Origin of the sequence: uncultured Roseobacter sp. (genome assembly GCF_947492555.1) — a bacterium.
Taxonomy (GTDB): domain Bacteria; phylum Pseudomonadota; class Alphaproteobacteria; order Rhodobacterales; family Rhodobacteraceae; genus Roseobacter.
In genome coordinates this window covers 234,575-261,468 of the sequence record NZ_CANLNE010000002.1, presented here as the reverse complement: position 1 = coordinate 261,468, position 26,894 = coordinate 234,575, and the positions used below count along the sequence as shown (strand labels likewise).

The following is a 26,894-nucleotide window of genomic DNA, read 5'->3' as shown; positions in this document are numbered from 1 at the left end:
CTGCAAAGTCGCATGGCCCGTCAGGCTTGGCAAGAACCGGCACGCCGCGTCACGCGCGTAATTGGTGCTGAAACTTCAGCTGCCGCGGTATGTCGAATAGCCAAAGGGCGAGAGCAGCAGTGGCACATGATAATGGCTTTCGCTGTCCGAAATCCCGAAGCGGATCGGAATGCTGTCGAGAAAACGCGGCTCTTCCGGCGCGACACCGCTGGCGGTGAGGTAGGGCCCGGCTTCAAAGATCAACTCGTAGACGCCCGCCTCGAACTTGTCCTTGCCGAGGATCGGCGCATCCGTGCGGCCATCCGCATTAGTGACCGCCTCAGCAATTTTCCGGTGGCTGTTGCCGGAGACGCGGAACAGCAGGATGCGGAGCCCTTCCGCCGGGCAGCCACGCGCGGTGTCGAGAACATGGGTGGTCAGATATCCCTCGGGCATCGGCGCGATTCCTGCTGGTTCACCCGCAACCTGCCCGGCCCAGATACGAATTGCAACGGCCCGCAACCCAGTATTGAATGGCGCTGCAGGCACAGGAGTTCGTTTGTGAAACGCTATCCCCGGGATTTTTCAGGCTATGGGGCCAATCCACCAGATGCGCAGTGGCCCGGTGGCGCCCGGATCGCCGTGCAATTTGTGCTGAACTACGAAGAGGGGGGTGAAAACTGCCTGCTGCACGGGGATGCGGCCTCAGAGGCTTTCCTGTCCGAAATCGTCGGTGCGCAGCCCTGGCCGGGACAGCGGCACTGGAACATGGAATCGATCTATGACTATGGCGCACGCGCCGGGTTCTGGCGGCTGCACCGCCTGTTTACCGGCGCGCGCGTGCCGGTCACGGTCTACGGTGTGGCCTCGGCGCTGGCCCGTGCGCCCGAGCAGGTCAAAGCGATGCAGGACGCAGGCTGGGAGATTGCCAGCCACGGGTTGAAATGGATCGACTACAAGGATCACTCCGAGGCCGATGAGGCGGCGGATATGATGGAGGCGATCCGCCTTCACGGCGAGGTTACCGGCGAAAGCCCGCGCGGTTGGTACACCGGGCGCTGTTCGGAGAATACGGTGGCGCTGGCGGCAAAGACGGGTCAGTTCGAATACATCTCGGATACCTACGACGACGATTTGCCCTATTGGGCCAAGATCGGGCGGCGCAAACAGTTGATCATCCCCTATACGCTGGATTGTAACGACATGCGTTTTGCCACGCCGCAGGGGTTCAATTCAGGGGATCAGTTCTTTGCCTATCTGCGCGATACTTTCGATACGCTCTATGCCGAAGGGGCGGCGGGGGCGGCCAAGATGATGTCCGTCGGGCTGCATTGTCGCTTGATCGGCAGGCCGGGTCGGGTGCAGGCGCTGAAACGCTTTGTCGACTATATCCAAGGCTTTGAGGGCGTCTGGTGCCCGCGTCGGATCGAAATTGCGGAACATTGGCGCAAGGTGCATCCGCCAACCCGCATGGCACGGCCCTCGGCGTTGAAGAAAACCGATTTTGTCGAACGGTTTGGAGGTATCTTCGAGCATTCACAGTGGATTGCGGAACGCGCTTTTGAGCTGGAACTGGGCCCCGCGCATGATACGGCGACGGGCCTGCATTCCGCGCTGGCGCGCATGTTCCGCTCCGCCACGGTAGAGGAACGGATGGGCGTGTTGCAGGCGCACCCCGATCTGGCGGGCAAACTGGCGGCGGCCAAACGCCTGACCGCCGAAAGCACAGAGGAACAGGCCAGCGCCGGGCTTGACGCGTTGACCGATGAGGAACGCGAGACCTTTGAGAGCCTGAACGCCGCATATGTCAAGAAACATGGGTTTCCATTCATTATTGCGGTGAAAGACTACGACAAAGCGAGCATTCTGCGCGCTTTCCAGCGGCGGTTGGAGCATGAGAGCGATGCGGAATTTGACGAGGCCTGCCGTCAGGTGGAACGCATTGCCGAGATCAGGTTGGAGGCGCTTTTGTGAGCTATGCATTTCCCCCGGGCGGGCTGCCGGATCAATCCGTACACCCCGAAGGCACGGCGATTTTCACCGAAAGTTACGCGGTCCTGCCGGCCGTCACACAGCGCGATATCGTCACCAGCTTTCTGCCGGAATGGGCAGATACGCGCGTCTGGATTCTGGCCCGACCGCTGAGCGGCTTTGCAGAAACCTTTGCGCAATACGCCGTCGAGATCGCCCCGGGAGGTGGATCGGATGCGCCGGAACCGGACCCATCCGCACAAGCCATCCTTTTCGTGGCCGAGGGAGAGGCGACCCTGACCGTGGAAGGCGATGAATACGCGCTGAAACCGGGGAGCTATGCCTATATCGCGCCGGGGGATTTCTGGACGCTGAGGAATGACAGCACGGCGCATTTTAGATGTCATTGGGTCCGCAAAGCCTACCAATCCGCCAAAAATATTGAAGCGCCCAAAAGCTTTGTCACATCAGACCAATCCGTTGCTCCGACGCCCATGCCCGATTGCGGTGGTGTCTGGGCGACAACCCGTTTCGTGGACCCGGCCGATCTGCGCCATGATTGCCACGTGAACATCGTGACGTTTCAGCCAGGGGGGCGCATTCCCTTTGCGGAAACCCATGTGATGGAGCATGGGCTCTATGTGCTGCAGGGCACCGCCGAGTATCTTTTGAACAAGGATTGGGTCACCGTGGGGCCGGGTGATTTCATGTGGCTGCGTGCCTTTTGCCCCCAAGCCTGTATCGCCACGGGCTCCGAACCCTTCCGCTACCTGCTCTACAAGGACGTGAACCGTCACGTGCGCCTATGAGCCGGGAGATCCGCTGCGCGCCGCTGACCGCAGAAGCCTTTGCGCCCTATGGTGATGTGCTCGATTGCAGCGGTACGCCCGACAAGATGATCAACGCAGGGCTCTGCGGGCGCTACCATGACCGCGCCAGGCTCGATTTCGGTGAAGGTGGTCGCGCAGGCATCAGCCTGTTCCATGCCGAGCCGCGCGCGTTGCCCTACACGCTTGACCTGATGGAACGGCACCCGGAAGGCAGCCAGGCCTTCATCCCGATGACGGATCAGTCCTTTTTGGTGACCGTCGCCCCGGACGCGGGTGGCAAGCCGGGTGCCCCTCGGGCGTTTCTGACCGCGCCCTATCAAGCGATCAACTTTCACAAGGGCACTTGGCACGGGGTGCTGACCCCGCTCGCTGCGCCCGGAATTTTTGCAGTTGTGGACCGGATTGGGGAAACGCCGAACCTTGAAGAAGTTTTGCTTGATCCGCCCTATCGCGTGGTTCCATAACCGGTTGAGGCCGACAAACAGGCTAATCAAGACAGGGACAAAATCATGACCGACACCACATCAGGCGCGTTCCGCGACCCCAATCAGACCCCGCCGCTGGCGCAGGCCGTGCCCTTGGGCTTGCAGCACGTGTTGGCGATGTTTGCCTCGAACGTGACGCCCTCTATCATCGTGGCCGGGGCTGCAGGACTGGCCTTTGGCGGGCCGGAACAGGTCTACCTGATCCAGATGGCGATGCTCTTTGCTGGGGTGGCCACGCTGTTCCAGACAGTGGGGCTGGGCCCGATCGGGGCGCGTTTGCCGATTATGCAGGGCACCAGCTTTGCTTTTGTCGGTGTGTTGGCCGGGGTGGCGGCCACCCAGGGACTCAGCGTGGCGCTGACCGCCTGCATCATCGGCGGCTGCGTGCATTTCGTTCTGGGCGCGTTCATCAAACATCTGCGCTGGCTTTTCCCGCCGCTGGTCACCGGTCTGGTGATCCTTGCAATCGGTCTCTACCTCATCCCGGTGGCAATCAAATATGCGGCAGGCGGGGCAGCGGCCTTCCAGATGGAGGCCGAAAGTTTCGGATCGCTGATGCATTGGTCCGTGGCGCTAAGCGTGGTGATCGTGGCGCTGGTGCTGAAGTTCTTCACCAAGGGCACGCTGTCCAATGCGGCCATCCTGATCGGGTTGATCGTGGGGTATCTGCTGGCACTGATGCTGGGCATGGTAAACTTCGGCGCCGTTGCCAATGCCAGTTGGTTCACCGCCATCACACCCTTGCCCTACGGGTTTGAATTTTCTCTGGGTGCGGTGATTGCCGTGACCTTGGTGTCCATCGTCTCGGCCATTGAAACCGTTGGCGACACCTCGGCCACAACCAAGGCCGGTGCCGGGCGCGAAGCCACCGATGCGGAAATCTCAGGTGCCACCTATGCGGATGGGCTGGGCACTGCCGTTGCGGGTGTCTTTGGCGGCCTGCCCAACACATCCTTCAGCCAGAACGTCGGCATCGTTGGCATGACCGGTATCATGAGCCGTCATGTGGTCACGATCGGCGCACTGGTTTTGATTCTCTGTGGTCTGGTGCCGAAAATCGGGGCGGTGATCGCCTCCATGCCGCTGCCTGTACTGGGCGGTGGTGTCATCGTCATGTTCGGCATGGTGGCTGCGGCCGGGTTGAATGTCCTGAGCGAGATCGAGATGAATCGCCGCAACATGGTGATCATCGCCGTGTCTCTGGCTGCTGGATTAGGGTTGAATCTGGTGCCCACGGCGGTTCAATATCTGCCGGGTGTGGTCAAGACGCTGGCGACCTCTGCGGTGGCACCCACCGCCTTGGTTGCCATCGTGTTGAACCTTGCGCTGCCGGATGATGTGTAGTCAGACGATGATTGATTGAACCCCTGTCCGTTCGGGCACCCCGGCGTGCTGTTGGCAGGGTTTCACATCGATTCATCACCCGCTGCAGAGGACAAATGCCATGTATGATTTCGCCGCCATGGGCGCCTGGATCGAATTCGCGGTGCGGTGGCTGCATGTCATCACCGGCATCGCGTGGATCGGTTCGTCCTTCTACTTCATTGCGCTGGACCTGGGGCTGCACCGGGATCGCAATCTTGCCAGCGGTGCGGATGGTGAGGAATGGCAGGTCCATGGGGGCGGATTTTATCACATCCAGAAGTACCTGGTGGCGCCCGATAACATGCCCGACGGGCTGATCTGGCATAAATGGCAAAGCTACTGGACGTGGATTAGCGGGTTTGTCCTACTGGTGCTGGTCTACTATCTGGGCGCCGAGTTCTACCTGATTGACCCCACGATTGCGGATCTGGCTGTGTGGCAAGCTGTTGGCATTTCGCTGGCCTCGCTGGCCTTTGGCTGGGCCGCTTACAATGCGCTGTGCCGGTTGTTTGTCGACGCCAACCAGACCACTTTGATGGTGGCCTTGTTCGGTGTCCTGGTGGCGATGTCCTATTTCTATACATCGGTGTTCTCAGGCCGCGCGGCGATGCTGCATCTGGGCGCATTCACCGCCACAATCATGAGCGCCAATGTTTTCAGAATTATCATCCCGAACCAGAAGATTGTCGTGGCGGACTTGATGGCAGGGCGCACGCCGGACGCAAAATATGGGAAAATTGCCAAGCAGCGCAGCACGCACAATAATTATCTCACGTTGCCTGTCATATTCCTGATGCTCAGCAATCACTACCCGCTGGCCTTTGCCACGGAATTTACGTGGTTGATCGCCAGTCTTGTGTTCCTGATGGGCGTGACCATCCGTCACTATTTTAACTCACTGCACGCCCGGACAGGGAACCCGCATTGGACCTGGGCGGTCACGGCGCTGATCTTCATTCTGATCGTGTGGTTGTCAACGGCACCGATGTTCCGAGCGGAAGAGCCGGAGACGGCTCAAGGAAGCGCGCTGAAGTTCGCGCAGGCGGATGGGTTTTCTGATGTGCAGGACATTGTCCTGGGGCGTTGCTCCATGTGCCATGCGGCTGAACCGGTATGGGAAGGACTGCATTGGGCACCGAAGGCTGTGCGTCTGGAAACAGAATATCAGATCGCGCGGCAAGCCCGGGAAATCTATCTGCAGGCCGGTATGAGCCATGCCATGCCGCCCGCGAACCTGTCATATATGGAAGAGGAAGAGCGGGCACTGATTGTCGCGTGGTACCTTGCCGCGACCGAAGAATGACCAAGGGTGGCCTAAAGCCCACCCTACCTGCCGCCCACGTCGGGATGAGGTAGACAGGTAAGGTGGGCTTTAGGCCACCATCTGCGCAGAAGCGGTTTTAGAATCGGGTGCGACTATGCTAAACCTTGGGGTATGGCATCTCTCGACCCCAATATAGGCGACAACCGCCCCGTCATTCGGCAACTGGATGAAGCAGCTATCAACCGTATTGCTGCCGGAGAAGTTGTCGAACGCCCCGCCTCTGCGGTCAAGGAACTGGTTGAGAACGCGCTTGATGCCGGATCGCGGCGGATCACGATTGACTATGCGGATGGTGGCAAGACCCTGATCCGGGTGCAGGATGACGGTTGTGGCATGGGCGAAGACGAATTGCCGCTGGCCTTGTCCCGTCATGCGACATCAAAGATCGACGGATCGGATTTGCTCGCCATTCATACCTTCGGGTTTCGGGGCGAGGCTTTGCCGTCGCTCGGAGCCGTGGGGCGTTTGACCATCGCCAGCCGTGCGGAGGGTGCCACAGGTGTGGAAGTCTCTGTAACCGGCGGGCAGATGAGCGCGCTCCGGCCTGCAGCACTGAACACCGGCACGACCGTCACCCTGCGTGACCTTTTTTACGCTACGCCCGCGCGCCTGAAGTTTCTGCGCACGGACCGTGCTGAAAGCCAGGCAATCACCGACGTCATCAAGCGGTTGGCGATGGCGGAGCCCTTTGTGCAGTTCATCTTGCGCGATATTTCAGGCGACGGCGAAGGACGGGAAGTCTTTCGCGCCGACGCTGAACAGGGCGACCTTTTCGGGGCGTTGCAGGGGCGTCTCGCCCGTGTTCTGGGGCGCGAGTTCGCCGAGAATTCTTTGCCCATAGACGCCGAGCGCGATGGGCTGCATCTGACGGGTTTTGCGGCTTTGCCCACATATTCGCGGGGATCGGCTGTTGCTCAGTATCTCTTTGTGAACGGACGGCCCGTGCGGGATAAACTGCTCACCGGTGCTCTGCGGGGGGCGTATTTTGATTTCCTCAGCCGTGACAGGCACCCGGTTGCGGCGCTTTTTATTGATTGTGATCCCAACCTGGTGGACGTCAACGTGCATCCGGCCAAGTCCGAGGTACGCTTTCGCAATCCTGGCGTGGCCCGTGGGTTGATTGTGTCCGGCTTGCGTCACGCGTTGGCCAATGCGGGGCACCGGGCGTCCACAACGGTTGCAGGGGCGACACTGGGCGCGATGACGCCAGAGCCCGTGGGCGCGCGGGTCTACCAGATGGACCGTCGTCCGCCGTCCTCCCACGCGCCAAGCTTTGCTGAGACCGCGCCGGTTTGGGGGCGGGTGGTCGATACGCCGGAACCAGTCCCCGAAACGGAGCCGGAAGAGACACCTGACTACCCGCTTGGGACAGCGCGGGGACAGGTGCACGAGAATTACATCATCGCGCAAACGGCAAAGGGCATGGTCATTGTTGATCAACACGCCGCGCACGAACGACTTGTGTACGAAAAGCTCAAACGTCAAATGGCGGAAAACGGTGTGGCGCGGCAAGCCCTGTTGATCCCCGAAATTGTGGAGCTTTCGGAAGCGGAATGCGCCAGACTGATGGATGTTTCCGTGGAGCTTGAAAAATTTGGTTTAGGCATTGAACCATTTGGAGGCGGCGCAGTTGCCGTGCGCGAAACCCCTGCCATTCTCGGCACATTCGACGCGCGGGCGATGGTCCTCGACATCCTTGACGAGCTTGCCGATCAGAACAGCAGCAACACGCTGCAAGCCAGGATCGAAGCCATTCTCAGCCGTGTGGCCTGCCATGGCTCCATCCGCTCGGGCCGCCGGATGCGTGCCGACGAAATGAATGCCCTGTTGCGCGAGATGGAAGCAACGCCGCATTCGGGGCAATGCAATCACGGCAGGCCGACCTATGTCGAGCTGAAGTTGAGCGATATCGAACGGCTTTTTGGACGCACATGATTGAAATTGCAGGACAAAACTATTCCATGACAGATCCACAGGTGATGGCTGTTCTGGTCGCCGCCGGTATCGCTCTGGTGATCCTGATACTGCTGATCATGACGGTGCGTGCGGCGCGGCGCAGTGCGGCGGTTGCGGCCCCCCTGATGCAGCAAATCGGCGTTCTGGGCCAGCATGTGCAGCAATTGGGCGCGGGCCAGGAACAGCTTCGCGGCGGGTTCCAGACAGTGTCTGACACACAGGCCACCGCGCAGGCGCAGGTCATCCAGACGGTAGAGGCTCGCCTTGCCACCGTGCAGCAGCAGATGCAGGACCGTCTGGCCGACAACGCCCTGCGCTCGGCCCGCTCTCTTTCGGAAATGCAGGAGCGGATGAAGGAAACGCTGCACGGGTCTTCCAAGCAGACAACCACATCGCTGACGCAACTGCAGGAACGGCTGGCAGCCATCGACAAGGCGCAGGACAATATTACCAAGCTCTCGGGCGATGTCCTGTCGCTTCAGGATATTCTCAGCAACAAACAGACGCGCGGGGCCTTTGGCGAGATTCAGCTGCGCGATATCGTCTCCAAGGCTTTGCCGAAGGATAGTTTTGCGCTGCAACACACGCTGAGCAACGGCAAACGGGCGGATTGTCTGATCCACCTACCAAACCCGCCAGGCCCGATTGTGATCGACAGCAAGTTCCCGCTGGAAGCTTACGAGGCCCTGCGCGTTGCCGACACGGACTGGGAATTGAAGGACGCCGTGGCCAAGATGAAGGTTGCGGTCACCAAGCACATCAACGACATCGCGACGAAATACATCATCGACGGCGAAACAGCGGATGGGGCGTTGATGTTCCTGCCGTCCGAGGCCGTCTATGCAGAATTGCACGCCAATTTTCCCGATCTGGTGCGCAAGGGCTTTGACGCCCGGGTCTGGATCGTGTCCCCCACCACCTGCATGGCGACGCTGAACACCATGCGTGCCATTTTGAAAGATGCGCGGATGCGCGAGCAGGCGGGCGCCATCCGGTCCGAATTGTCAAAGCTGGTGACGGATGTGGATCGCCTCGGGACGCGGGTCGGCAACCTTGACCGGCATTTCAATCAGGCCTCGAAAGACATCGAGGAAATCAAGATCAGCGCGGATAAGGCCGGTAAACGGGCGCACCGCCTCGATAACTTCGATTTCGAGGAGATCAGCCCGGATGATGACACGGCTAACGTCGTGCCACTCGCCAAGCAGGACGTCTAACCCGCGCAGGCAGCCACGATGCCGCGCAGTTCCGCCAGCCCGCGCATCCGCCCGATCAGCGGATAGCCCGGCATGCTGCCCGCTTCTTTGTCATAGAGCAGTTCCTGCCCGTGATCCGGGCGCATCGGAATTTGCCAATCTGACCGGCCCGCGTCTTTGCGTTGGGCCTGTTCCTGCATCAGGGTGCGGATCGTGGCGACCATGTCGGTGTCGCCCTCCAAATGCGCAGCTTCAAAGAAATCCGGTCGGTCAGGTTCACCGCCCAGACGCTTGGTGTTGCGCAGGTGCACGAAGTGGATGCGCGACCCAAGTCGTTCGACGAACCCCGGCGCATCGAAATCGGACCGTACGCCCAGCGACCCGGTGCAGAGGGTGGCCCCATTGGCGGGCACATCCACGGCGCTCAGCGTCGCGGCATAGTCATCGGTTGTGGACATCACCCGCGGCAACCCCAGAAGACCAAAGGGCGGATCATCCGGATGGCAGCACAGGCGCATGCCAAGGCTCTGGGCAACGGGCGCAACCTCGGCCAGAAAATCGACCAGATGGGCGCGCAGTTTTTCCGGCCCGATGCCATCGTATGTGGCCAACCGCGCGGTCACGTCTGGCAGGGTCCACGTATCGTTGGCACCCGGCAGACCGGCGATAATGTTGCGCTGGAGGTTCAGGCGCGCGGCGTCCGACATGGTTTGAAACTGCGCGCGCGCCGCCTCGCGCATGGTTTCAGAATAATCCTCTGGCGCTGAAGTGCGGGCCAGGATGTGCAGGTCGAAAACCGCAAAATCCAGCAGGCGGAACAGCATCGCGGTGCCGCCATGCGGCTGCGGCGCACGCAGCGACGTGCGGGTCCAGTCGAGGATGGGCATGAAGTTGTAGCACACCGTCCTGATCCCGCGCCCCGCCAATGCGGTCAGACTGGATTTGTAGTGCTCCAGATGTTGTTGCATCTCCGGGCCTTGCGTCTTGATCTCCTCTGAGACAGGCAGGCTTTCCACCACGTCCCAGCCCAATCCTGAAGCGCTGAGCATCTCCTGACGTATTGCAATTTCGTCTTCGGTCCAGGGCCTGCCGGGGGCGATGTGATGCAGCGCAGTCACGATGCCTTCCACCCCGACCTGGTGCAGATCGTTCAGGGCAATCGTGTCGTGTGGTCCGAACCACCGCCAGCATTGCTTCATGGTTGCCATCCTTCATACAGCGGGTGCGCGGCGTCGAGCGGGAGGTTCACCCGCACGCCATTTCGCGCCGCGTGATAAATTGCCGTCACCAGCGCGACGGAGGCCGCGCCCTCCTCCAGCGAAACGGCGTGGTTGTCTTCTCCGGCCATGTCTTGCGCGATGGCTGTCAGGAAACCTTCGAACCCAATGGGTTCGGGCGCCGTTGCGGCCACACAGGCATCCACCTTGTGCTGGTCGTCCGGTCTGCGGGCGACGAATTGCCAGTCTGTGGCGCCGGGCGCATAGGGCGTTGTGCCGGAGGTTGCGGTCAGGTGCTCAAAGATAAATCGAATGCGGGTTTCGTCCGTTGCGGCACCCAGCGTGATACTGCTGGTGCAGAGCGCGCCATTTGTCATCTGGAAACTGATGGCCGCACAGTCTTCGGTTTCGATGGGGTTCACCCGCGTCGTCGTCATGGCCGACAGGTGGGCGACCGGCCCCATGAAATGGGTCATCAGATCATGGTTGTGAATGGCGTGGCCCAGCACGGCGCCGCCCTGCTCACCCGCCCATGTCCCGCGCCAGGGCACGGCGTAGTAATCAGCGCCCCGAGACCAATGCGTCTCAATCGCGCCAACCTGCGGTGCGCCAGTCAACCCGGCGGCGATCAGCCCGCGCAACTGCGCCAATGCGGGCCCCCAGCGGTATTGGAACACCGGAAACACGCGGCGTCCGCTTTGTGATGCCGCATGGCGGATGCGATCCACGTCCGCCATGGAAGTCGCCAGCGGCTTTTCACAAATCACATGCTTGCCAGCGGAAAGCGCCTGCAGGGCCACGGGTACATGCAGGTGCGGGGGCAGGCAGATGTCGATCAGATCGATCTGCAGATTGTCCAAGGCGACCTGTAGATCGGTTTCGACGCTAAATGTATCGTTCGCGCGAATGCTCTCTGCGCGGGCCGCGTCCTGATCAACGAGGATATCCACCGAAAAGAGCTCTGGCAGTGCGCGATAGGCAGCAAGATGTTCGCGCCCGATGCCCGCGCCAAGGATAGCGACGCGGATCATGGGGCCGCGCCTTCTGCCATGGCCTGCGCTTTCAGCGCCAGTTCCATCACCGTAAAGCAGTGTCGCTGTGTCATCGCAGTTTCGGTCCGGTCGCGGATGTCATGCGCCAGTCTTTCGAAATAGGGCAATCCGGCCCCGCTTGCGTCGATTTTCTCGCAGCGCGTGCCATTGACCAGCAGCAGATGGTCCGTGCCGTCCGCACCGCCGACATCCACGTATTTGCGCAGCTCGATGTAGCCTTCGGTGCCAAGAATGGTCAGCCGCCCGTCGCCCCAGGTGGGCAGCGCGTCGGGCGTGTACCAATCCACGCGGATGTAACCCGAGGCCGTGGCGCTGCGCAGGGAAATCTCCCCAAAATCCTGTAATCCCTGATCGGCCGGGTTGGCGTGATTGGCGACCATGGCATAGGCGATATCCGCCTCCTGCGAGCCGGTGAAGTGCAAAAACTGGTCGATCTGGTGGGAGCCGATGTCCGTTAAAATGCCGCCATAGCGCTCGCGTTCGAAAAACCAGCCGGGCCGCGTGGCGCGGTTGAGCCGGTGCGGCCCAAGACCTGCCGTGTGCACAACCTTTCCAATCGCGCCCGCCTCAATAAGCTCGGTCGCGCGGGTCACGGCGGGCACTTCGAAGCGTTCCGAGAAGTTGACGGACCAGATGCGGCCCGTCTCGGCCACACAGTCTTTGATTTCTTCCAGCTGGGCCAGCGTTGTGCAGCCGGGTTTGTCGGTCATCACGTCCATGCCGTGTCGCATGGCGCGGGTTGCAAGGTTGGCCCGGTCGGCGGGAATGGCGGACACCAGCGCCAGATCGGCACCGCTGGCAAGCGCCGCGTCGAGGCTGTCAAAGCGCGACAACTCGGGAAACCGCTTGGTGAAGCCAGCAAGCGTTTCGGGCGTGCCTTCGGTCCAGTAGCCAAGGCAGGTCGCCCCGATGTCCAGCATGTTCTGCGTCATGCCGAAGATGTGCCGGTGGTCCAGCCCCAAGGCGATGAAGGAGAGCGTCATGTGGGTGTCACCTCTGTGCGTTGTCCGGATGCGTTGGCCCGTTCCATGGCGTCGATCACGCGGTGTGCCTCCAGCGCGCTGGTGCCGGAGGCAAGCGGGGGCTGCCCAGTGGTGATGCATGTGGCAAAGTCTTCGAGAATGGTCTGATGCCAGTCATGAGTAAAGGCCATGGGGTCAGCGCCGCCACCTGTGCTGGCCTCTGCGCCGAACGTCTCTACACGTCCGTCCAGATGAGTCAGCGTCAAAACGCCGGATGCCAGATGGGCGGCTGCCTCTGTGCCCTGGATTGTCAGGCTTTCAGCTTCGCCGGGAAAGGCTGCTGTCGTCGCGGTCAGATTCCCGAGTGCGCCGCTCTCCATTTCGAACACCGCGCTGGCCCAGTCTTCGGCTTCCAGATCATGCAGCGGGGTCTGCCCCATCGTGGCTTGCAACGTCCGGATGGGTCCCAGCAGCCAAAGCGCCAGATCAAGCGTGTGAATGGCCTGATTGATCATCACACCACCGCCATCGCGGGTATAGGTGCCGCGCCCCGGCGCATCGTAATAGGCTTGATCGCGCCACCACGGCACGCGGATATCGACAGTGGCGATATCCCCCAGCGTGCCTGCGGTCAAAAGCGTCTTGAGCTGTTGTGACGCGGCACGGGCACGATGCTGGAACACGATCCCGAGCGGCACTTTTGCGGCTTCACATTGCGCAACGATGGCCGTCGCCGCAGCCAATGTCCGCTCAATGGGCTTTTCCATCAGGATGGGTTTGCCCGCCGCGCTCAGCTCTGCCACCAGGTCTTGCCGCGCGTCGGGTGGCGTGGCGATGATCACGAAATCAATGGTATCGTCCTGCGCGATGTGCCGCACCGTTTCGGCAACCGGAACGGCATAGCCAAGTGCCGTTGTCGCCCTGCCGGCAAACGCCTGCGCGCGCGCGCAATCGCGGCCCATGACGGCGGCCAGTTCGATGCCTTTTGTGGAATGCTGGATCGCCGCAAGATGCGTGTCCGCGACCATGCCGAGGCCGATCAAAACAGTCTTCATACCCCCTCCCGATTGAGGCAACACTTGCAGGAAAGATCGGATAAGGCCAAGCAAAAGATGTACAAGCAGCAAAGCGTGGTATCACGTGGCACAGCGCATGGATCGGGGGGACAGCAGTGCAACATCTGACAGGAACGGCGGCCACTCTTTATGACGAAATACAGGGTTTGCCGATTGTGTCACCCCATGGGCATTGCGCGCCGGAATGGTTTGCGGCGGATGATCCCTTTCCGGACCCGGCGACCCTTTTGGTCGTGCCGGATCACTATGTTTTCCGGATGCTGTATTCCCAAGGGGTGAGCCTCGCGGATCTCGGGGTGGGCACGCCCGGCAAGGGGGCTGACCCGCGCCAGATATTCCGGCTGTTTGCCCGGCACTGGCCGCTGTTTCTGGGCACGCCGTCGCGGTTCTGGATGAGCTATGTGTTGACCCAAACGTTAGGGATCGAAACACCGCTATCCGAGGAGACAGCGGATGAGATTTACGACCGGATTGCCGAAAAGCTGGTTGATCCCGCTTTCCGCCCGCGCGCCCTTTTCGATCAGTTCGGGATCGAGGTGCTGGCCACGACGGATGGAGCCCTGGACGACCTGTCGCATCATCAGGCCATCACCAACAGCACCTGGACCGGACGCGTCGTGCCGACCTTCCGACCGGATAATGTGCTTGACCCCAGCGATCCCGATTTCCTGAAAAACCTGGGTCGCCTTGCCATGCACACCGGGGAAGACGTCAGCAGCTTTGATGGTTTCCTTGCCGCCCTGCGTGCGCGCCGCGCCTTTTTCAAGGCGATGGGGGCCACGGCAACCGACCACGCGATCGAGGTAATCCATACGGCATGGCTGGAGGATCCGGAAAGGGTCTATCAGCGGCTGCGCAAGGGCATGGGCTCTGAGACGGATGCGCGGGCCTTTTACGGTCATATGCTGATCGAGATGGCGCAGATGTCTGTCGAGGATGGGTTGGTCATGCAGATCCACGGAGGTAGCAGGCGCAATACAAATGCCGCGGTCATGGATCAGTTTGGCCGCGACAAGGGCGCGGATATCCCCATTGCCGTGGATTGGGTACGCGGGCTGGAGGCCCTTTTGAACCGGGTGGGGAATACGCCCGATTTCACGCTGATCCTGTTCACGCTGGATGAGACCACTTATGCGCGCGAGCTGGCGCCGATGGCGGGCCATTGGCCGTGCCTGCGGATTGGCCCGCCGTGGTGGTTCCACGACAGTGCTGCGGGGATTGCGCGCTACTTCGACCAAGTGGTGGAAACGGCGGGTTACTGGAACCTTGCCGGGTTCAATGATGACACGCGCGCGTTCCTGTCGATCCCGGCGCGGCACGACATGTGGCGGCGGGGCGTGGCGCTGCATCTGGAGCAGCAGGTTGCGCGGGGTGTGTTTGGTCTGGCGGATGCGCGGGAGATCGCGCCCCTGTTGGCGGTTGATCTGGCGCGGGACACCTACAGGTTAACCACATGATGCCGCGCATTCTGCATATCGGGGTGGGCAACTTTGCGCGGGCGCATATCGCCGATTACACCCAGGATGCGGGTGGCTGGGCGATCACCGGGGTGAGCCTGCGCTCGGCCACGGTGCGCGATGGGCTGCGGGCGCAGGGTTATGATTATGGGCTGTCGGTGCAGGGGCAGGGCGTCAAACAGATCACCGTTTTTGACAGCGTGCTGGTCGCGCCGGAGGACCCGCAGGCGGTGCTGGCGCAGATCACTGACCCCGATGTGCACATCATCTCGGTCACCGTGACCGAGAAGGGCTATCACCTGACGCCGGAGAACCGGTTGGATCTGGAGGATCCCCTGATTGCGCAGGACCTGGAGGGTGGTGGGCCGCGTACGGTGATCGGGTTTCTGGCACGGGGGATCGCTGCGCGGACGACGCCGGTCACGGTGCTGAGCTGTGACAACCGCGCGCACAACGGCGATGTGTTGCGCGGTGCGGTGGTGGCTTTTGCCGCGGAGGCGCGGCTGGACATGAGGGCAGCAAAAGCGCGCTTTCCCAACAGCATGGTGGACCGGATCACGCCCGCGACTTCGGACGCGCTGCGCGCCGAGACGGGAGATACGATGGCCGTGCCGACCGAGCCGTTTCGGGAATGGGTAATCGAGGATCACTTTGCCGGGCCTCGGCCAGACTGGCCGGACGTGGTCCTTGCCAGGGATGTGGCCCCGCATGAGATGCGCAAGCTGCGGATGCTGAACGGCGCACATTCGATGCTGGCCTATGCGGGCACCTTGGCGGGGCACACCTATGTGCACGAGGCGATGGCGGATGCGACATTGCGGAGGGCGGCGCGGGCGCTGATGGCGGAGGCGGCGCAGACGCTGGCGCCCGAAATGCAGAAGATGGCCTCGTCCTATGCCGCGGCGCTGGTGACGCGGTTCGACAACCGCCACATCAATCACAGCCTGCGCCAGATCGCGATGGATGGGACGCAGAAGCTGCCCTACCGGATGATCGACAGTCTGCAGACGCTGCGGGATGCTGGGCCCGCGCTCGCCGCAGGCGTCCGCGCATGGATCGCGTTCTGCCGCGCCGAGGTGGCCGCAGGGCGGGCGTTGCAGGACCCGAAGGCGGAAGAGATTGCCGCTATCGTCGGCTCCGGCGGGTCGGATGCGGACTTGCTTGCGCTGGTTGGCGCGGCGGATCTCAAGGACGTTATTCTGGAATGATCGCGCCGCGGTACTGGACCACGCGGGCGGCGCAGTCATGACCTGACCTCAGGGCTTCGGCCTGTGGCTTGCCCTGTACGAGGGCGCCGAGGTACCCGCCGTTGAAGCTGTCTCCGGCTGCGGTGGTGTCGACCACCCTGGTGGCCGGCGCATAGGTCTGATCCACGGGATCGGCGAGAGAGAGTGGTCCGGTTTCGCCACGTTTGAGCGCACCGCCGCCGGGGTAGGCTGCGAAGCGTGCCGCGACATCCGCCTCGGTCTCTTCGAAGAGGGCCATCTCGTCGTCGATGGAGGGCAGCGCAATATCGGCGCGCGCCCAGAGGGCTTGCGTCACCTCTTGGGCAGTTTGCCGATCCTCCCAGAGCTTCGGGCGATAGTTGCTGTCATAGGCAAAACGCACCGGCGTGTCGGCCAGCCAGTCGATCAGGGCCAGTCGAACCGCGTGGGGCAGGATCGCCATGGTGATGCCGGAGAGGTAGATCAGGTCGTAACCGGCCAGCAGGTTGAAGTCATAGCCGCCATCCGCCTGAAAGAGGTTCCGCGCGGCAGAGGCGCTGCGCCAGTAAGTAAAGGACCGCTCGCCCGCGTCGGTCGTGGTGATCGCGTAAAGGCCGGGTGATTTGCCCTCAATCGTGCGGATCGCCGCGCAGCCAATTCCCTGGGCACCGATAAAGGCGCGAATCTGCTCTGAAAAAGGGTCATCGCCCAGGCAGGTGACATAGTCGACCGAGACATCCCGTGCCGCGCGTTTGACATAGATTGCCGTGTTGAGCGTGTCCCCTGCCACACCGACCTGCGCGGTGGTGCCTTGCATGGAGAGTTCGATCATGGCTTCGCCGATACAGGCCACGCGTGTCATCGCTGTTCCCTTTTCCAGATGATGAGGCCGGAGACTACGATGATCACGGCCCCGATGACCGTCCACCGATCCGGCAAGTGTTCGAACACCAGATAGCTCAGGATTGAGAGGTAGATCATGAAGGAATAGGTGTAGGGCATCAAGGTGTTGGCAGAACCGAAGCGATGGGCGTTGGTCAGCAGCTGATGGCCTGCCCAGCCGAAAACACCCAGTCCGATCAGGACCAGCCAGTCGGCAGCGGTGTCCGGCCATTGCCACGCCCAGACAGCCATAGGCAGCATGACGGCGGTGCCAAGCGCGCCCATGTAGAACTGCATCGTTTCGGTGGCGACCACGCCCGCCAGTTTCCGCGTCATGATGGAGTAGAGCGCAAGGCTGAGCGAGTTGAACAGCGGCAGCAGCATCGCGATGTGAAAGGCCTCGCCAAAGGGGCGGATGACAACCAGAACGCCCGCAAATCCCAGAAGGATCGCGAACCAGCGCCACGGTCCCACCCGCTCGCCCAGCAGCGGCCCTGACAGGGCGCAGACGATGACGGGGCTGGAGAACATGATCGCCGAGGTGACGGTCAGCGGCAGGAAATTCAGCGCGTAGAAATTCGACAGGGTAGCGATGATCAGCAGCATGGCGCGGCTGACCACCTGCCACATGTGCGTGGTCTGAAAGCGGTCGCGGGTGATGCCGCCCCGGGCGATCATTGCCAGCGAGATCACGAAGTGACCGGCGTAACGCATGAAGGCCAGCTGGAACGCCGAAAACCCGGCGATCACCAGCCATTTGGCGCTGGTGTCCACCAGTGAAAACAGGAACCACGCGCCGAGCATCAGGAGGATGCCGAAATGTGGGCGATCCTCGATCAGGCGCGCGGCCACTGCCATGTTACTTGCTCATCTTGCTGGCGTAGAAATCGATCATCTGGCTGACCATATTGTCGCCGTGGCCGGTCTCGGTGGCTTCGCGCAGGGCGCTGAGCGCGCATTTCGACATGATGCTGTCAACGCCCGCCTCGTCGGCCATCCGGGCATAGTAGCCCACGTCCTTGGCGGCGTTCTTGATCGCGAAGGCCAGCTGGTTCGGATCGCCCTTGAGCCCGTAGCCCGCAACGAAATCCATCATGCCGGAATGCAGCGGTCCGGCGGCCATCACGTCGTAAAGCTGTTGGCGGTCGATGCCCGCGACATCCGCCATGGCAAAGGCTTCGGCCATGGCATTGGCGACGGTCATGCCGAAGAAATTGTTCATCAGCTTGATCGTATGGCCCGACCCCAGCGCGCCGAGGTGAAAGACGTTTTCGCCGAGGTCCTTGAGAACCGGTTCCACCTTGTCAAAAGCTGCCTTGTCGCCTGCCGCCATGATGTTCAGCAACCCGTCCTTGGCATGGCTGGGCGTGCGACCCAGCGGTGCGTCCATGTAGGTGCCCCCTGCAGCGGCAACTTCATCGCCCAGGGCCCGCGTGCTGCCGGGCAGCGAGGTGCCGAAATCAATCACCACTGCGCCGGGCTTTAGGCCTGCGATCACCCCATCCGCCCCGCGCATCCGCGACTCAACGCTGTCGCTGGTGTCCATGCAGAGCATCACGATATCGCTCGCTGCCGCCACGTCCCGCGCCGTGGCAACCTCCGTGGCCCCGCGCGACACCGCGGCATCAACGTTTGGACGGGAGCGGTTGGCCGTGACGGTCATGCCATAGCCCTTGTCCTGCAGGCGCCCGACCATGGCTGCGCCCATCAGCCCAAGCCCGATGAATCCGATTGTGGGGTGTGTCATGTCCTGTCCTTTACGTCTTTTGGTTCTGAAATGGTGCCAAAGGCCCGTTTCTTCAGGCCTTTCTGGATTTCGTAGATGGAGATCGGCACATCCGGTTGTGGCTGCGGAATGCGCACCGGAATGTCCTTGAGCCGTGGGTTCAGCGTGGTGTTTCCGCAGAGCATGCGGGTGTCATAATCATTGATTCCATCCCAGCGGGTCATCGACCCCATGATTGGAAAGGCATCTGCCGCCATCATCTCGTAAAACAGAATGCGCCGCGCGCGGTCAGAGGTATTCAGCGCCGAGCCATGCACGATGCGTCCATGATGGATGCTGATCGATCCGGCAGGGCCGGTCAGTTCCACCGCGTCCTTCGGGTCGAGCCCATTCTCTTCCGGCAGCATTGCGCCCGCAAAGACACCGTCCACGTGGTGGTCATAGACCGGCCCTCTGTGCGAGCCGGGGTAGACCATCAGCGGGCCATTTTCGCTGGCCATGTCGTCGATCAACACGCCAATGGCGAGGATGTCGTCATTCGTATGCGGGTAAAACGCATAGTCCTGGTGCCACTCGACGGCGGCGCCATAGCCTGCCGATTTCATGTTCAGCTTGGTTGTGTGCAGACGCAAGTCCGGGCCGATGAGATCACGGGCGGGGCCGAGGATATGATCGGAATACATCAGTTCCCGCATGACATCCGAGATCAGATGTGGCAGTTTGATCCGTCGTAGGCGGGGCGCGTCGGGCCGGTGGCTGTCCTCCAGGTCCAGCCGGTCGTTGCTGGCTGTCATCCCGCGTGCCTCATCCTCGAACCTTGCGATTTCGGCGTGGATACGGGCGAGCCATGCCGTAGGGATCTGGTTTTCCAGAACGAGATACCCTTGCTCCTGATAGAGCGCGATCTGATCGGGGGAGAGCACTTCAGGCATAGGCTGCCCCTTCCACTGTTTCGGTCAGCTGGGTTTCGATCTGCAGGGCGATATCGAGGGTGCGGGTGGCATCGGCGACATCAATGAGGGGCGTGGCCCCGTCGATCACGTCGAGAAAGTGGTCGAGCTGCGCCTCAAGCGGTGCCCGCGCATTCCCCGCTTGCTGAAGGGGAACCCTTTGTGCCGGTTGGCTCCATTCCGTGCCAGACCAGAGGGTCATCGACGGGAAGCTGATTGCCCCGTCCGTGCCCATGATCCACATCATGTCTTGCCCGGTGGTGCCGATGTTGGGGTTCTCACCTGTGCCCGCCTCGAACCCCCAGGGGCTGGGACTGGTGTCGGCGAAGCTGATGGTGCCGGTTGCGCCATTCTCGAAGGCCACGGCCACAGCCCCGCTTTCGATCCGGCTCTGTCCGCGCAGTCCCGCGCCGCGCAGAGCGGAGACCGCCGCGATCTCGCCAATGACAAACCGCAGAATGTCGATGTCATGTACCAGATTGATCATCACCGGGCTGCCGCCCGCCGTGCGCCAGTTCCCGGCGAAATAGTCATCCGGTTTGCGCATCGCCCAGATCAGATTGGCGCATACCACGCGGCCGATAGACCCCTCTGCGATCATGGCTTTGAGCTGTTGCACGGCGGCATGATACCGGCGGTGATGCCCGACAAGCGAGCCGACACCGGCCCGCGCCACGGCGTTACGCAGGGTCTGCGCATCTGTCAGATCGCCCGCGACGGGCTTTTCGATCAGCATATGCCATCCGCGTTTGGCGGCGTCGGTGCCGTGGCGGGCGTGCAGGTCCGTCGGGGTCGCGATGATGACGCCGTCAACCGGGTCCGCCACCTCCGCCATATCGGCAAAGCGCGGGACATTCGGCGCAAGAGACATGTCCGGATCAGCCAGCCCGACGAGGTGGCAGCCCGGATGAGCCTGCACCGCCCCGACGTGCCGGATGCCGATCAGACCTCCCCCAACGACAAGGATGCGTTTCACATCACTGCCCCGATCTGCCAGGGAACGAATTCATAATCGCCCAGGCCCTGAGCCTCGGACTTGGTCATCTCACCACTGGCGACCTTCAGGAAGAGGTTGTAGATTTCGCGGCCCTTCTCCTCGACCGTGGTGCCTTCGGAGAGGATCGTGCCCGCATTCACATCCATATCTTCCGCCATGCGCTGGGCCATCTGCGAGTTTGTCGCCACCTTGATCGTCGGGCTGGGCTTGGAGCCGAAGGCAGAGCCGCGCCCGGTGGTGAAACACACCAGATTGCACCCCCCGGCGATCTGGCCGGTGACGCTGGCCGGATCGTATCCGGGGCTGTCCATGAAGGTGAACCCGCGGGCGCGCACTGGTTCGGCGTATTTGTAGACACCCATCAGGGGGCTTGTGCCGCCCTTGGCCGCGGCGCCCAGCGATTTTTCGAGGATGGTGGTCAGCCCGCCCGCCTTGTTGCCAGGCGACGGGTTGTTGTCCATCGATCCGAGGTTGCGGGCGGTGTAATCCTCCCACCACTTGATGAGGTCTACCAGTTTCTCGCCCGTCGCCCGATCCGTGGCGCGACGCGTCAGAAGATGCTCTGCACCATAAATCTCCGGCGTTTCCGCCAGCACCCCGGTGCCGCCTTGAGCTGCCAGCAGATCGCAGGCGTAGCCGAGCGCCGGGTTGGCGGTGATCCCCGACCAGGCATCAGATCCGCCGCATTGCAGGGCCACCATCAGGTCAGAGGCCGGGCAGGGCTCTCGCGTGGCCTGATTGGCAATGGGCAACATGGCCTCGATCTTCGCGATGCCCAACTCGATTGTTTTGCGCAACCCCGCGACCGACTGAATGTTCATCACCTGAAAGGTGGGCCCCTGTTTCAGGCCGTAAGCCTCCAGCAACCAGTCGATCTGGTTCATCTCGCAGCCCAGGCCGACCATCAGCACGCCCGCATGGTTGGGGTGGCGCGCGTATCCCCACATCACGCGTTGTAGCGCTTCAAAGCCATCCCCGGAATCGGCCATACCGCAGCCAGTGCCATGCACAAAGGCCACCACACCGTCGACGTTGGGATAGTCGGCCAACACCTCGGGCGTGAAATGCGCGGCGATCATCCGGGCGGCGGTGGCGGAACAATTCACCGAGGTGACAATGGCGATATAGTTGCGCGTGCCCACCTGACCGTTTTCCCGGCGGTACCCCATGAAACTGTCGCGCTGGCTGTCGGGCACAGGCGTGACCGGGCGCAGATCGGTGGCGTAGTCGTACTCCGCGTCGGTGTTGCGAAATTCGACGTTCTGCGTGTGCACGTGATCGCCCGCCGCGATGTCACCCGCCGCGTAGCCAATAACCTGCGCATATTTGCGAATGGCGGCGCCCTTGGCGATGTCCTGCGTTGCGATCTTGTGGCCGGAGGGGATCAGCGCGCGCGTGGCAGTGCCCTCGACGGCGACACCAACTTCCAGCGCGCGGGTCGCGGTCACAACGTTATCGACGGGATCAAGGCGGACGGTGTCCATGATAACTCCTCAGGCGCAGACGGGGGCATCGCTTTGCCAGCGATGAATCGGGATGTGAGCCCCGCCAGCAAGCTCTGCGCGGGCCTCTTCCCACATCTGCCGCCATGTGCGCCAGTCGGTCAAGGCCGTCTCCGGCCGTGCGGCGCTGCGGGCGACGAAATCGGGAAAATGCGCGCGGCCGGTGGGTTGGCCGGTTACATTGTAGCGCAGATCAAAGGACCAGCGGAAGGCGTCTGTGCCGTTGGGCAGCGAGGCATGCGGCGTGAGCGGATGTAGCAGCACGATGCCCCCTGCGCGGACTGGCAGGGGCAGGGCCTGTGCTGGGTCGATGAACCCATCAGCGATGGCGGTCTGGGTCTTTGGGCAGTGTGGCAGCATGGTGTCGGGGGTGCCGGGCATCACCTGCAGGCAGCCGTTTTCCTCTGTCGCGTCTGTCATGGCGATCCAAACGGTGACCATCTCGGTCTGGTCGGCTTCTTCCAGGCCGACACCACGGTCCTGATGCCAGTCCGTCTGGGTGACATGGGCGCGGATTTCATTTTCCTGAAGCGCAGGACGGGGCGGTTTGATCCGCACGTGCTGGATCGGATTTGACGTGATCTCGGGACCGATCAGGGCCTCGACAACGTCCAGAATGGCGGGGCAGGTCAAGAGGTCGAAAACAGCGGGGCCGAAATGCATCGGCGTGTCCGGGGTGACTTCATCCCCCGGCAGGCTGATGTCCATCGGCTGGAACCAGTCACATCCGGCCTCATAGGCCGTCAGCAGTTTTTGCCAGAAATCCTGCTGCATGACCTCCTGTGGCAGCAGGCCATCTGCGACCCAACCCTCGCATAGACCGTCCAGCAGGGCTGCGTATTCGCTCTGAACCTGCGCCCTGATATCCGGCGGCAACACGTCTTCCAGCACCAGATATCCATCGGTGGCAAAAGCACGACGTTGGGCATAGGTCAGCATTTTACATCCCTCAGGGTAAGAGCAATGAGACGATGGGGGGCCAGATCAGCAGGACCGACAGGGCGCAAAGCTGAATGCCGATGAAGGGCAGGAAGCCCTTGAAGATATCCGTCAGGCTGATGTGCGGCGGCGCCACGGATTTCAGGTAGAAGGCGGCAGGGCCAAAGGGCGGGCTGAGGAAACTCACCTGCATGTTCATACAGAAGACGACACCGAACCAGATCGCCACGTGGCGGGGGTTCAGCTCGCCGAAGACGCCGATTTCCTCGATCGGCAGGCGCTGCACGATGGGCAGGAACACCGGGATGATCAGCAGCACGATGCCGACCCAATCCATGAAGGCGCCCATGAAGAGCAGGATCAGCATCATCGCAAGGATGATGCCCATGGTCGGCAGATCGGAGCCGACGATGAAATCCGCCACATAGACCGGCCCGCCCGCGATGGTATAGGCACCGGCAAGGGCGGCGGCGCCGATGGTCACCCAGATGATGGTCCCGGTGGATTTCAACGTGCGCATGAGGCTGTCCCAGACCAGCTCGAACGACGCTTCCCCCCGGCAGATGGCGATCACCAGAACGGCCAGCGCGCCCATGCCCGCCGCTTCGGTGATGCCGGTGATACCGCCATAAATCGAGCCCATGACAACGCCGATCACCACGATGGGCGGCACGAGGCCCTTGCCCATCGACCAGCCCAAGGCCGTGCGCGCCTTGCCCAGAACCGCGAACATCATCACGAAGGACAGCGCCACGGCGCCACCGAACCACGGCAACCAGTCTGCGGTGCCATAGGCGATGGCGGCCCCGGTATTGCCCGCGTTCTGGCCGGAGAGCTCAAAGAACAGGGCCCGCAGGAAGAGGGCCGTGCCAAAGCCCGCAATCAGGACACAAAGGAAGGCGAGAAAGAGTTTGGCTTTCTCCATGCCATAGGGCTCACCCTCAATAGGGTCGGGCAGGGGCGCATCCTGCGGACGCAGCTGGGTGCGGATGATGATGTAGAGGATGATGAAACTGGCCAGCATGAAACCGGGCAGGAAAGAGGCGGTGAAGAGCGCCTTGATCGAGGTTTCCGTGATTAGCCCGTAGATGATCAGCACGATAGACGGCGGGATCATCGTGCCCAGGGAACCGGAGGCACAGATGGTGCCGATGGCGAGATTCTGACTGTAGCCGAGACGCAGCATCTGCGGCAGGGCGATGAGGCCCAGCAGCACCACTTCGCCGCCAATGATGCCGGACATCGCGGCCATGATCACCGCCATGATCGAGGTCACGATGGCGATCCCGCCGCGGGTGCGGTTCAGCCAGACGTTGAGCGAGGAATACATATCCTTGGCGATACCCGAGCGTTCGAGCAGCGCCGCCATGAAGATGAAAAGCGGAATGGATATGAGGACATAGTCCGTTAAGAGCCCGTATATTTTCTGCGCGAGAATGTTGAGTGGCCCCGCACCGGGCCTGCCGGTCAAAATGCCGTCGCCAAAGGTCCAGGGCGCGGTCAGCAGTGCCGGTTCGAATTTCATCACCAGCACCAGAACGGCGAGGATGGCAGAGGCAAAGCCCAGCGGCATGCCGATGGCCAGCAAAAGGATCAGGCCCAGCATAAGGACCAGTGAAATTGTACCGATATCCATCAGTTGGATCCTTTGGACTGAATGCTGCCGCGTGTGACGTCGAGGTCGCCGGTGCCGTCCGCGCCGACGGCGGCCTTGATACGCTCCAACTCGTCCTGGTCGATGTCGTCGGCAGCGGTATGGATCACCGGCTCGGCGTTCCAGTCGGAGACCAGATTGACAACGGCCTGAAAAGCCACAAGCACGATCACCAGCAAGACCATGGGTTTCAGCGTGGCCGGAATGGGCGGGTCAAAGGCGGTTCCGAATGTTTCCCACCGATAAAACTTGTCGAAGGCCTCGCCGTAGCCGCCATAAACGAGGAAGAAGGCGAAGGTGACGATCAGCAGCGTGGAGATGCAGTCGCAGGTGCGCTGCAAGGCACGGGGCAGCATGTCATAAAGCAGGAAGATGCGGATGTGGCTGCGTTGCTGCATGGCGTAGAGCCCGGCGCAGAGGAACACAAACCCGGCGAGCCAGAGCGAGAGTTCATTGGCCCAGAGGGTTGGCGCCTCGAAGACATAGCGCAGAACCACCTCGTAGATCATCACAGAGCAGAGCAGGACAATCAGCATCATGGTCAGCCGCCCGATAAAAACGGCAAGGCGGTCCAGCGGCCGCCAGCTTTCGAATTCCATGGGTGCGCGGCGGACGGTGCGCACACCGATGAAGCCGAAGATCGGCAAGAGCAGCAGCGTGATCCAATCCACCATGTCGGCGTAACCGCCAAAAAGTCCGCCCATTTCGGGCGTCACGTCGATGCGTCCGAAAAGCGCGCTGAGCTTGTCAAATTGCGATGGATCCTCGGGGGGAAACCACGAGAGGGTAAAGGCGGGAAGATGCCATGTCAGCCACGCAGCGCAGACGATGAAGGCGAGCGGTACAAGCCATTCGATAAGGCTTCCGGATTTTTCCTGCATGGTTCTCCCCCAGCGGCCGATTGTTGGTGATTGCCCCGGCCAGAGACAAAAAAGACCCCGCCCTTGGCAGGCGGGGTCCGGTTTCAGGCCAGCTTACTGCTTGAGGCCGAGCTGCTCCAGATAGGCCAGATGGCTGTCGACCAGCGCCTTGGCTTCCGGCGTGTCGGCAAACTCAGGCCATGTGGCCTGTGCTGCTGCACGGAACTTCGCAAGCTCTTCAGGTGCCCACTGCGACAGAGTTACACCTTGCTCACGCAGCTGAGCGGCTGCTTCGGCGTTCTTCTTCTCGAACGTCAGCGCGGTGCGCAGGGCCAGCGCTTCCATTGCAACCTTCATGATCTTCTGGTGGTGCGCCGGCATCGCGTCAAACACGGCCTTGTTGCACGCCAGGTGATCCGATGGCATTGAGTGGAAGCCGGGGAAGTTGGCATATTTCACGATGTCATAGAGACCCAGACCGACGTTGTTGGCGAGGCCCGAGGCGTCCGCGCCGTCGATAATGCCGGTTTCAAGTGCGGTGAAGATCTCGGTGAAGTCCATCACGATGGGCGAGGCGCCCAGCTTTTCGAAGATCTTGGTTTCCATGCCGGGGGGCGACCGGAATTTCCAGTCCTTGAAGTCTTCAACCTTGGCAATCGGCTTGGAGGAGGCAAAGCTCTCCTGACCGTAGACCCACCAGCCGATCAGCTCCATGCCGTATTTGTTGTAGAGCGGTGCCGCTGCTTCCCGACCGCCGCCGAAGTAGAGCCAGCTCAGTTGCTGATACGGCGTGTCGTAGCCGCCCATGATGTCGCCGACGAACTGGAAGGCAGAGTTCTTGCCGGTCTGATACCCGCCGCCCGTCATGTCGCAGTCGAGAATGCCCGTGGACGCGGCATCGAAAGTCTCGACCGATTTCACGACGGATGAAGAATAGAACATCTCCACGACGATCTCGCCGTTCGACATGTCCTGAATGTCCTGCACGTATTGTGCTGCCAATTTGCCCGAAACAGTTTCAGGCGCATAATGTGTTTGAATGCGAAGATTGCTTGTCTCTGCCGACGCGGTCAGCGCAGTCGACGCAGCAAAGGCTGCTACAGCGGCGACCGTGGCCGCCTTTTTCATCATTTTCATTTTGTCCTCCCAGACGTTGAGCGCACTAATTTTCGGGACTTGAATGCCCCGGCGGTGATTACGCTAACGAAACGTTAGGCTGAGGCGGGCGCTTCAAGCAAGAAAATATTTTATTTTCCCAGAATTTCGATATTTTCTTTGATTTTCGAAATTTTGAGCGTAACGCTGGAGG

The 26,894-nt window shown here is 61.6% G+C and carries 24 protein-coding genes; 9 read left to right on the top strand and 15 right to left on the bottom strand.

From position 1 onward, the window contains the following. Positions 1 to 75: 75 nt before the first annotated feature. Positions 76 to 435, bottom strand: coding sequence for a hydroxyisourate hydrolase (gene uraH / locus Q1A07_RS08290; RefSeq protein ID WP_299779681.1), 360 nt, complete (start codon positions 433 to 435; stop codon positions 76 to 78). 105 nt (positions 436 to 540) lie between these two features. On the opposite strand from uraH, the gene puuE reads away from it, so the two are divergent. The 7 genes from puuE (at position 541) to rmuC (ending at position 9,127) form a co-directional block, all read left to right on the top strand. Further along, on the top strand, positions 541 to 1,953 hold the full coding sequence (gene puuE / locus Q1A07_RS08285) for an allantoinase PuuE (protein ID WP_299779679.1): 1,413 nt from the start codon (positions 541 to 543) through the stop codon (positions 1,951 to 1,953). Then, complete coding sequence (locus Q1A07_RS08280; RefSeq protein WP_299779677.1) at positions 1,950 to 2,759, top strand: bifunctional allantoicase/(S)-ureidoglycine aminohydrolase; 810 nt, start codon at positions 1,950 to 1,952, stop codon at positions 2,757 to 2,759. The genes puuE and Q1A07_RS08280 overlap by 4 nt, the downstream gene beginning before the upstream one ends. After that, positions 2,756 to 3,244: an ureidoglycolate lyase gene (locus tag Q1A07_RS08275; RefSeq protein WP_299779675.1), complete on the top strand. Its 489-nt coding sequence runs from the start codon at positions 2,756 to 2,758 to the stop codon at positions 3,242 to 3,244. The genes Q1A07_RS08280 and Q1A07_RS08275 overlap by 4 nt, the downstream gene beginning before the upstream one ends. A gap of 45 nt (positions 3,245 to 3,289) precedes the next feature. Further along, positions 3,290 to 4,609 (top strand): nucleobase:cation symporter-2 family protein, encoded by a 1,320-nt coding sequence (locus Q1A07_RS08270; protein ID WP_299779673.1) that lies wholly within the window; start codon positions 3,290 to 3,292, stop codon positions 4,607 to 4,609. A gap of 100 nt (positions 4,610 to 4,709) precedes the next feature. Next, positions 4,710 to 5,933: a urate hydroxylase PuuD gene (locus tag Q1A07_RS08265; protein ID WP_299779671.1), complete on the top strand. Its 1,224-nt coding sequence runs from the start codon at positions 4,710 to 4,712 to the stop codon at positions 5,931 to 5,933. 132 nt (positions 5,934 to 6,065) lie between these two features. Beyond that, the gene (gene mutL / locus Q1A07_RS08260) at positions 6,066 to 7,889 is read left to right on the top strand and encodes a DNA mismatch repair endonuclease MutL (protein WP_299779669.1); all 1,824 of its coding nucleotides are present in this window, start codon (positions 6,066 to 6,068) and stop codon (positions 7,887 to 7,889) included. Continuing rightward, positions 7,886 to 9,127, top strand: a complete 1,242-nt coding sequence (gene rmuC / locus Q1A07_RS08255) for a DNA recombination protein RmuC (RefSeq protein WP_299779667.1) — start codon at positions 7,886 to 7,888, stop codon at positions 9,125 to 9,127. The genes mutL and rmuC overlap by 4 nt, the downstream gene beginning before the upstream one ends. On the opposite strand, the gene uxuA is transcribed toward rmuC, so the two are convergent. Genes uxuA through Q1A07_RS08235 form a run of 4 tightly spaced genes read right to left on the bottom strand, consistent with a single transcriptional unit; the run spans position 9,124 to position 13,392 of the window. Beyond that, positions 9,124 to 10,305 (bottom strand): mannonate dehydratase, encoded by a 1,182-nt coding sequence (uxuA, locus tag Q1A07_RS08250; RefSeq protein WP_299779665.1) that lies wholly within the window; start codon positions 10,303 to 10,305, stop codon positions 9,124 to 9,126. The two genes, rmuC and uxuA, sit on opposite strands and share 4 nt — an antisense overlap. Then, a complete protein-coding gene (locus Q1A07_RS08245) occupies positions 10,302 to 11,354 on the bottom strand; it encodes a Gfo/Idh/MocA family oxidoreductase (RefSeq protein ID WP_299779663.1) in 1,053 nt (350 codons plus the stop codon). Before Q1A07_RS08245 ends, uxuA begins: the two co-directional genes overlap by 4 nt. After that, positions 11,351 to 12,358 (bottom strand): Gfo/Idh/MocA family oxidoreductase, encoded by a 1,008-nt coding sequence (locus Q1A07_RS08240; protein ID WP_299779661.1) that lies wholly within the window; start codon positions 12,356 to 12,358, stop codon positions 11,351 to 11,353. The genes Q1A07_RS08245 and Q1A07_RS08240 overlap by 4 nt, the downstream gene beginning before the upstream one ends. Next, positions 12,355 to 13,392: a Gfo/Idh/MocA family oxidoreductase gene (locus Q1A07_RS08235; protein ID WP_299779660.1), complete on the bottom strand. Its 1,038-nt coding sequence runs from the start codon at positions 13,390 to 13,392 to the stop codon at positions 12,355 to 12,357. The genes Q1A07_RS08240 and Q1A07_RS08235 overlap by 4 nt, the downstream gene beginning before the upstream one ends. A gap of 116 nt (positions 13,393 to 13,508) precedes the next feature. Between Q1A07_RS08235 and uxaC the strand changes: the two genes are divergently transcribed. Together uxaC and Q1A07_RS08225 are read left to right on the top strand one after the other, a co-directional pair. Beyond that, positions 13,509 to 14,870 carry a glucuronate isomerase gene (gene uxaC / locus Q1A07_RS08230; protein WP_299779658.1) on the top strand — a complete coding sequence of 454 codons (1,362 nt, stop codon included), beginning with the start codon at positions 13,509 to 13,511 and terminating at the stop codon, positions 14,868 to 14,870. Further along, positions 14,867 to 16,078, top strand: coding sequence for a mannitol dehydrogenase family protein (locus tag Q1A07_RS08225; protein WP_299779656.1), 1,212 nt, complete (start codon positions 14,867 to 14,869; stop codon positions 16,076 to 16,078). The genes uxaC and Q1A07_RS08225 overlap by 4 nt, the downstream gene beginning before the upstream one ends. Here the strand turns inward: Q1A07_RS08225 and Q1A07_RS08220 are convergent. From Q1A07_RS08220 to Q1A07_RS08175, 10 genes are all read right to left on the bottom strand, one after another. Next, positions 16,065 to 16,937 (bottom strand): sugar kinase, encoded by an 873-nt coding sequence (locus Q1A07_RS08220; RefSeq protein ID WP_299779654.1) that lies wholly within the window; start codon positions 16,935 to 16,937, stop codon positions 16,065 to 16,067. The genes Q1A07_RS08225 and Q1A07_RS08220 overlap by 14 nt on opposite strands. After that, entirely contained in the window at positions 16,934 to 17,815 is an 882-nt protein-coding gene (locus Q1A07_RS08215; RefSeq protein WP_299779652.1) for a DMT family transporter, read from the bottom strand. Before Q1A07_RS08215 ends, Q1A07_RS08220 begins: the two co-directional genes overlap by 4 nt. 1 nt (position 17,816) lies before the next feature. Further along, positions 17,817 to 18,704: an NAD(P)-dependent oxidoreductase gene (locus Q1A07_RS08210; protein WP_299779650.1), complete on the bottom strand. Its 888-nt coding sequence runs from the start codon at positions 18,702 to 18,704 to the stop codon at positions 17,817 to 17,819. Then, on the bottom strand, positions 18,701 to 19,615 hold the full coding sequence (locus Q1A07_RS08205) for a phytanoyl-CoA dioxygenase family protein (protein ID WP_299779648.1): 915 nt from the start codon (positions 19,613 to 19,615) through the stop codon (positions 18,701 to 18,703). The genes Q1A07_RS08210 and Q1A07_RS08205 overlap by 4 nt, the downstream gene beginning before the upstream one ends. Continuing rightward, positions 19,608 to 20,609 (bottom strand): Gfo/Idh/MocA family oxidoreductase, encoded by a 1,002-nt coding sequence (locus Q1A07_RS08200; protein ID WP_299779646.1) that lies wholly within the window; start codon positions 20,607 to 20,609, stop codon positions 19,608 to 19,610. The genes Q1A07_RS08205 and Q1A07_RS08200 overlap by 8 nt, the downstream gene beginning before the upstream one ends. Next, a complete protein-coding gene (locus tag Q1A07_RS08195; RefSeq protein WP_299779644.1) occupies positions 20,606 to 22,114 on the bottom strand; it encodes a UxaA family hydrolase in 1,509 nt (502 codons plus the stop codon). The genes Q1A07_RS08200 and Q1A07_RS08195 overlap by 4 nt, the downstream gene beginning before the upstream one ends. Before the next feature lie 9 nt (positions 22,115 to 22,123). Next, positions 22,124 to 23,071 carry a phytanoyl-CoA dioxygenase family protein gene (locus Q1A07_RS08190; protein ID WP_299779642.1) on the bottom strand — a complete coding sequence of 316 codons (948 nt, stop codon included), beginning with the start codon at positions 23,069 to 23,071 and terminating at the stop codon, positions 22,124 to 22,126. Between the two features lie 10 nt (positions 23,072 to 23,081). Then, positions 23,082 to 24,707, bottom strand: a complete 1,626-nt coding sequence (locus Q1A07_RS08185) for a TRAP transporter large permease subunit (protein WP_299779640.1) — start codon at positions 24,705 to 24,707, stop codon at positions 23,082 to 23,084. After that, the gene (locus tag Q1A07_RS08180; protein ID WP_195821215.1) at positions 24,707 to 25,606 is read right to left on the bottom strand and encodes a TRAP transporter small permease subunit; all 900 of its coding nucleotides are present in this window, start codon (positions 25,604 to 25,606) and stop codon (positions 24,707 to 24,709) included. Before Q1A07_RS08180 ends, Q1A07_RS08185 begins: the two co-directional genes overlap by 1 nt. Positions 25,607 to 25,699: 93 nt before the next feature. Next, positions 25,700 to 26,722: a TRAP transporter substrate-binding protein gene (locus tag Q1A07_RS08175; RefSeq protein ID WP_299779637.1), complete on the bottom strand. Its 1,023-nt coding sequence runs from the start codon at positions 26,720 to 26,722 to the stop codon at positions 25,700 to 25,702. Positions 26,723 to 26,894 lie beyond the last annotated feature (172 nt).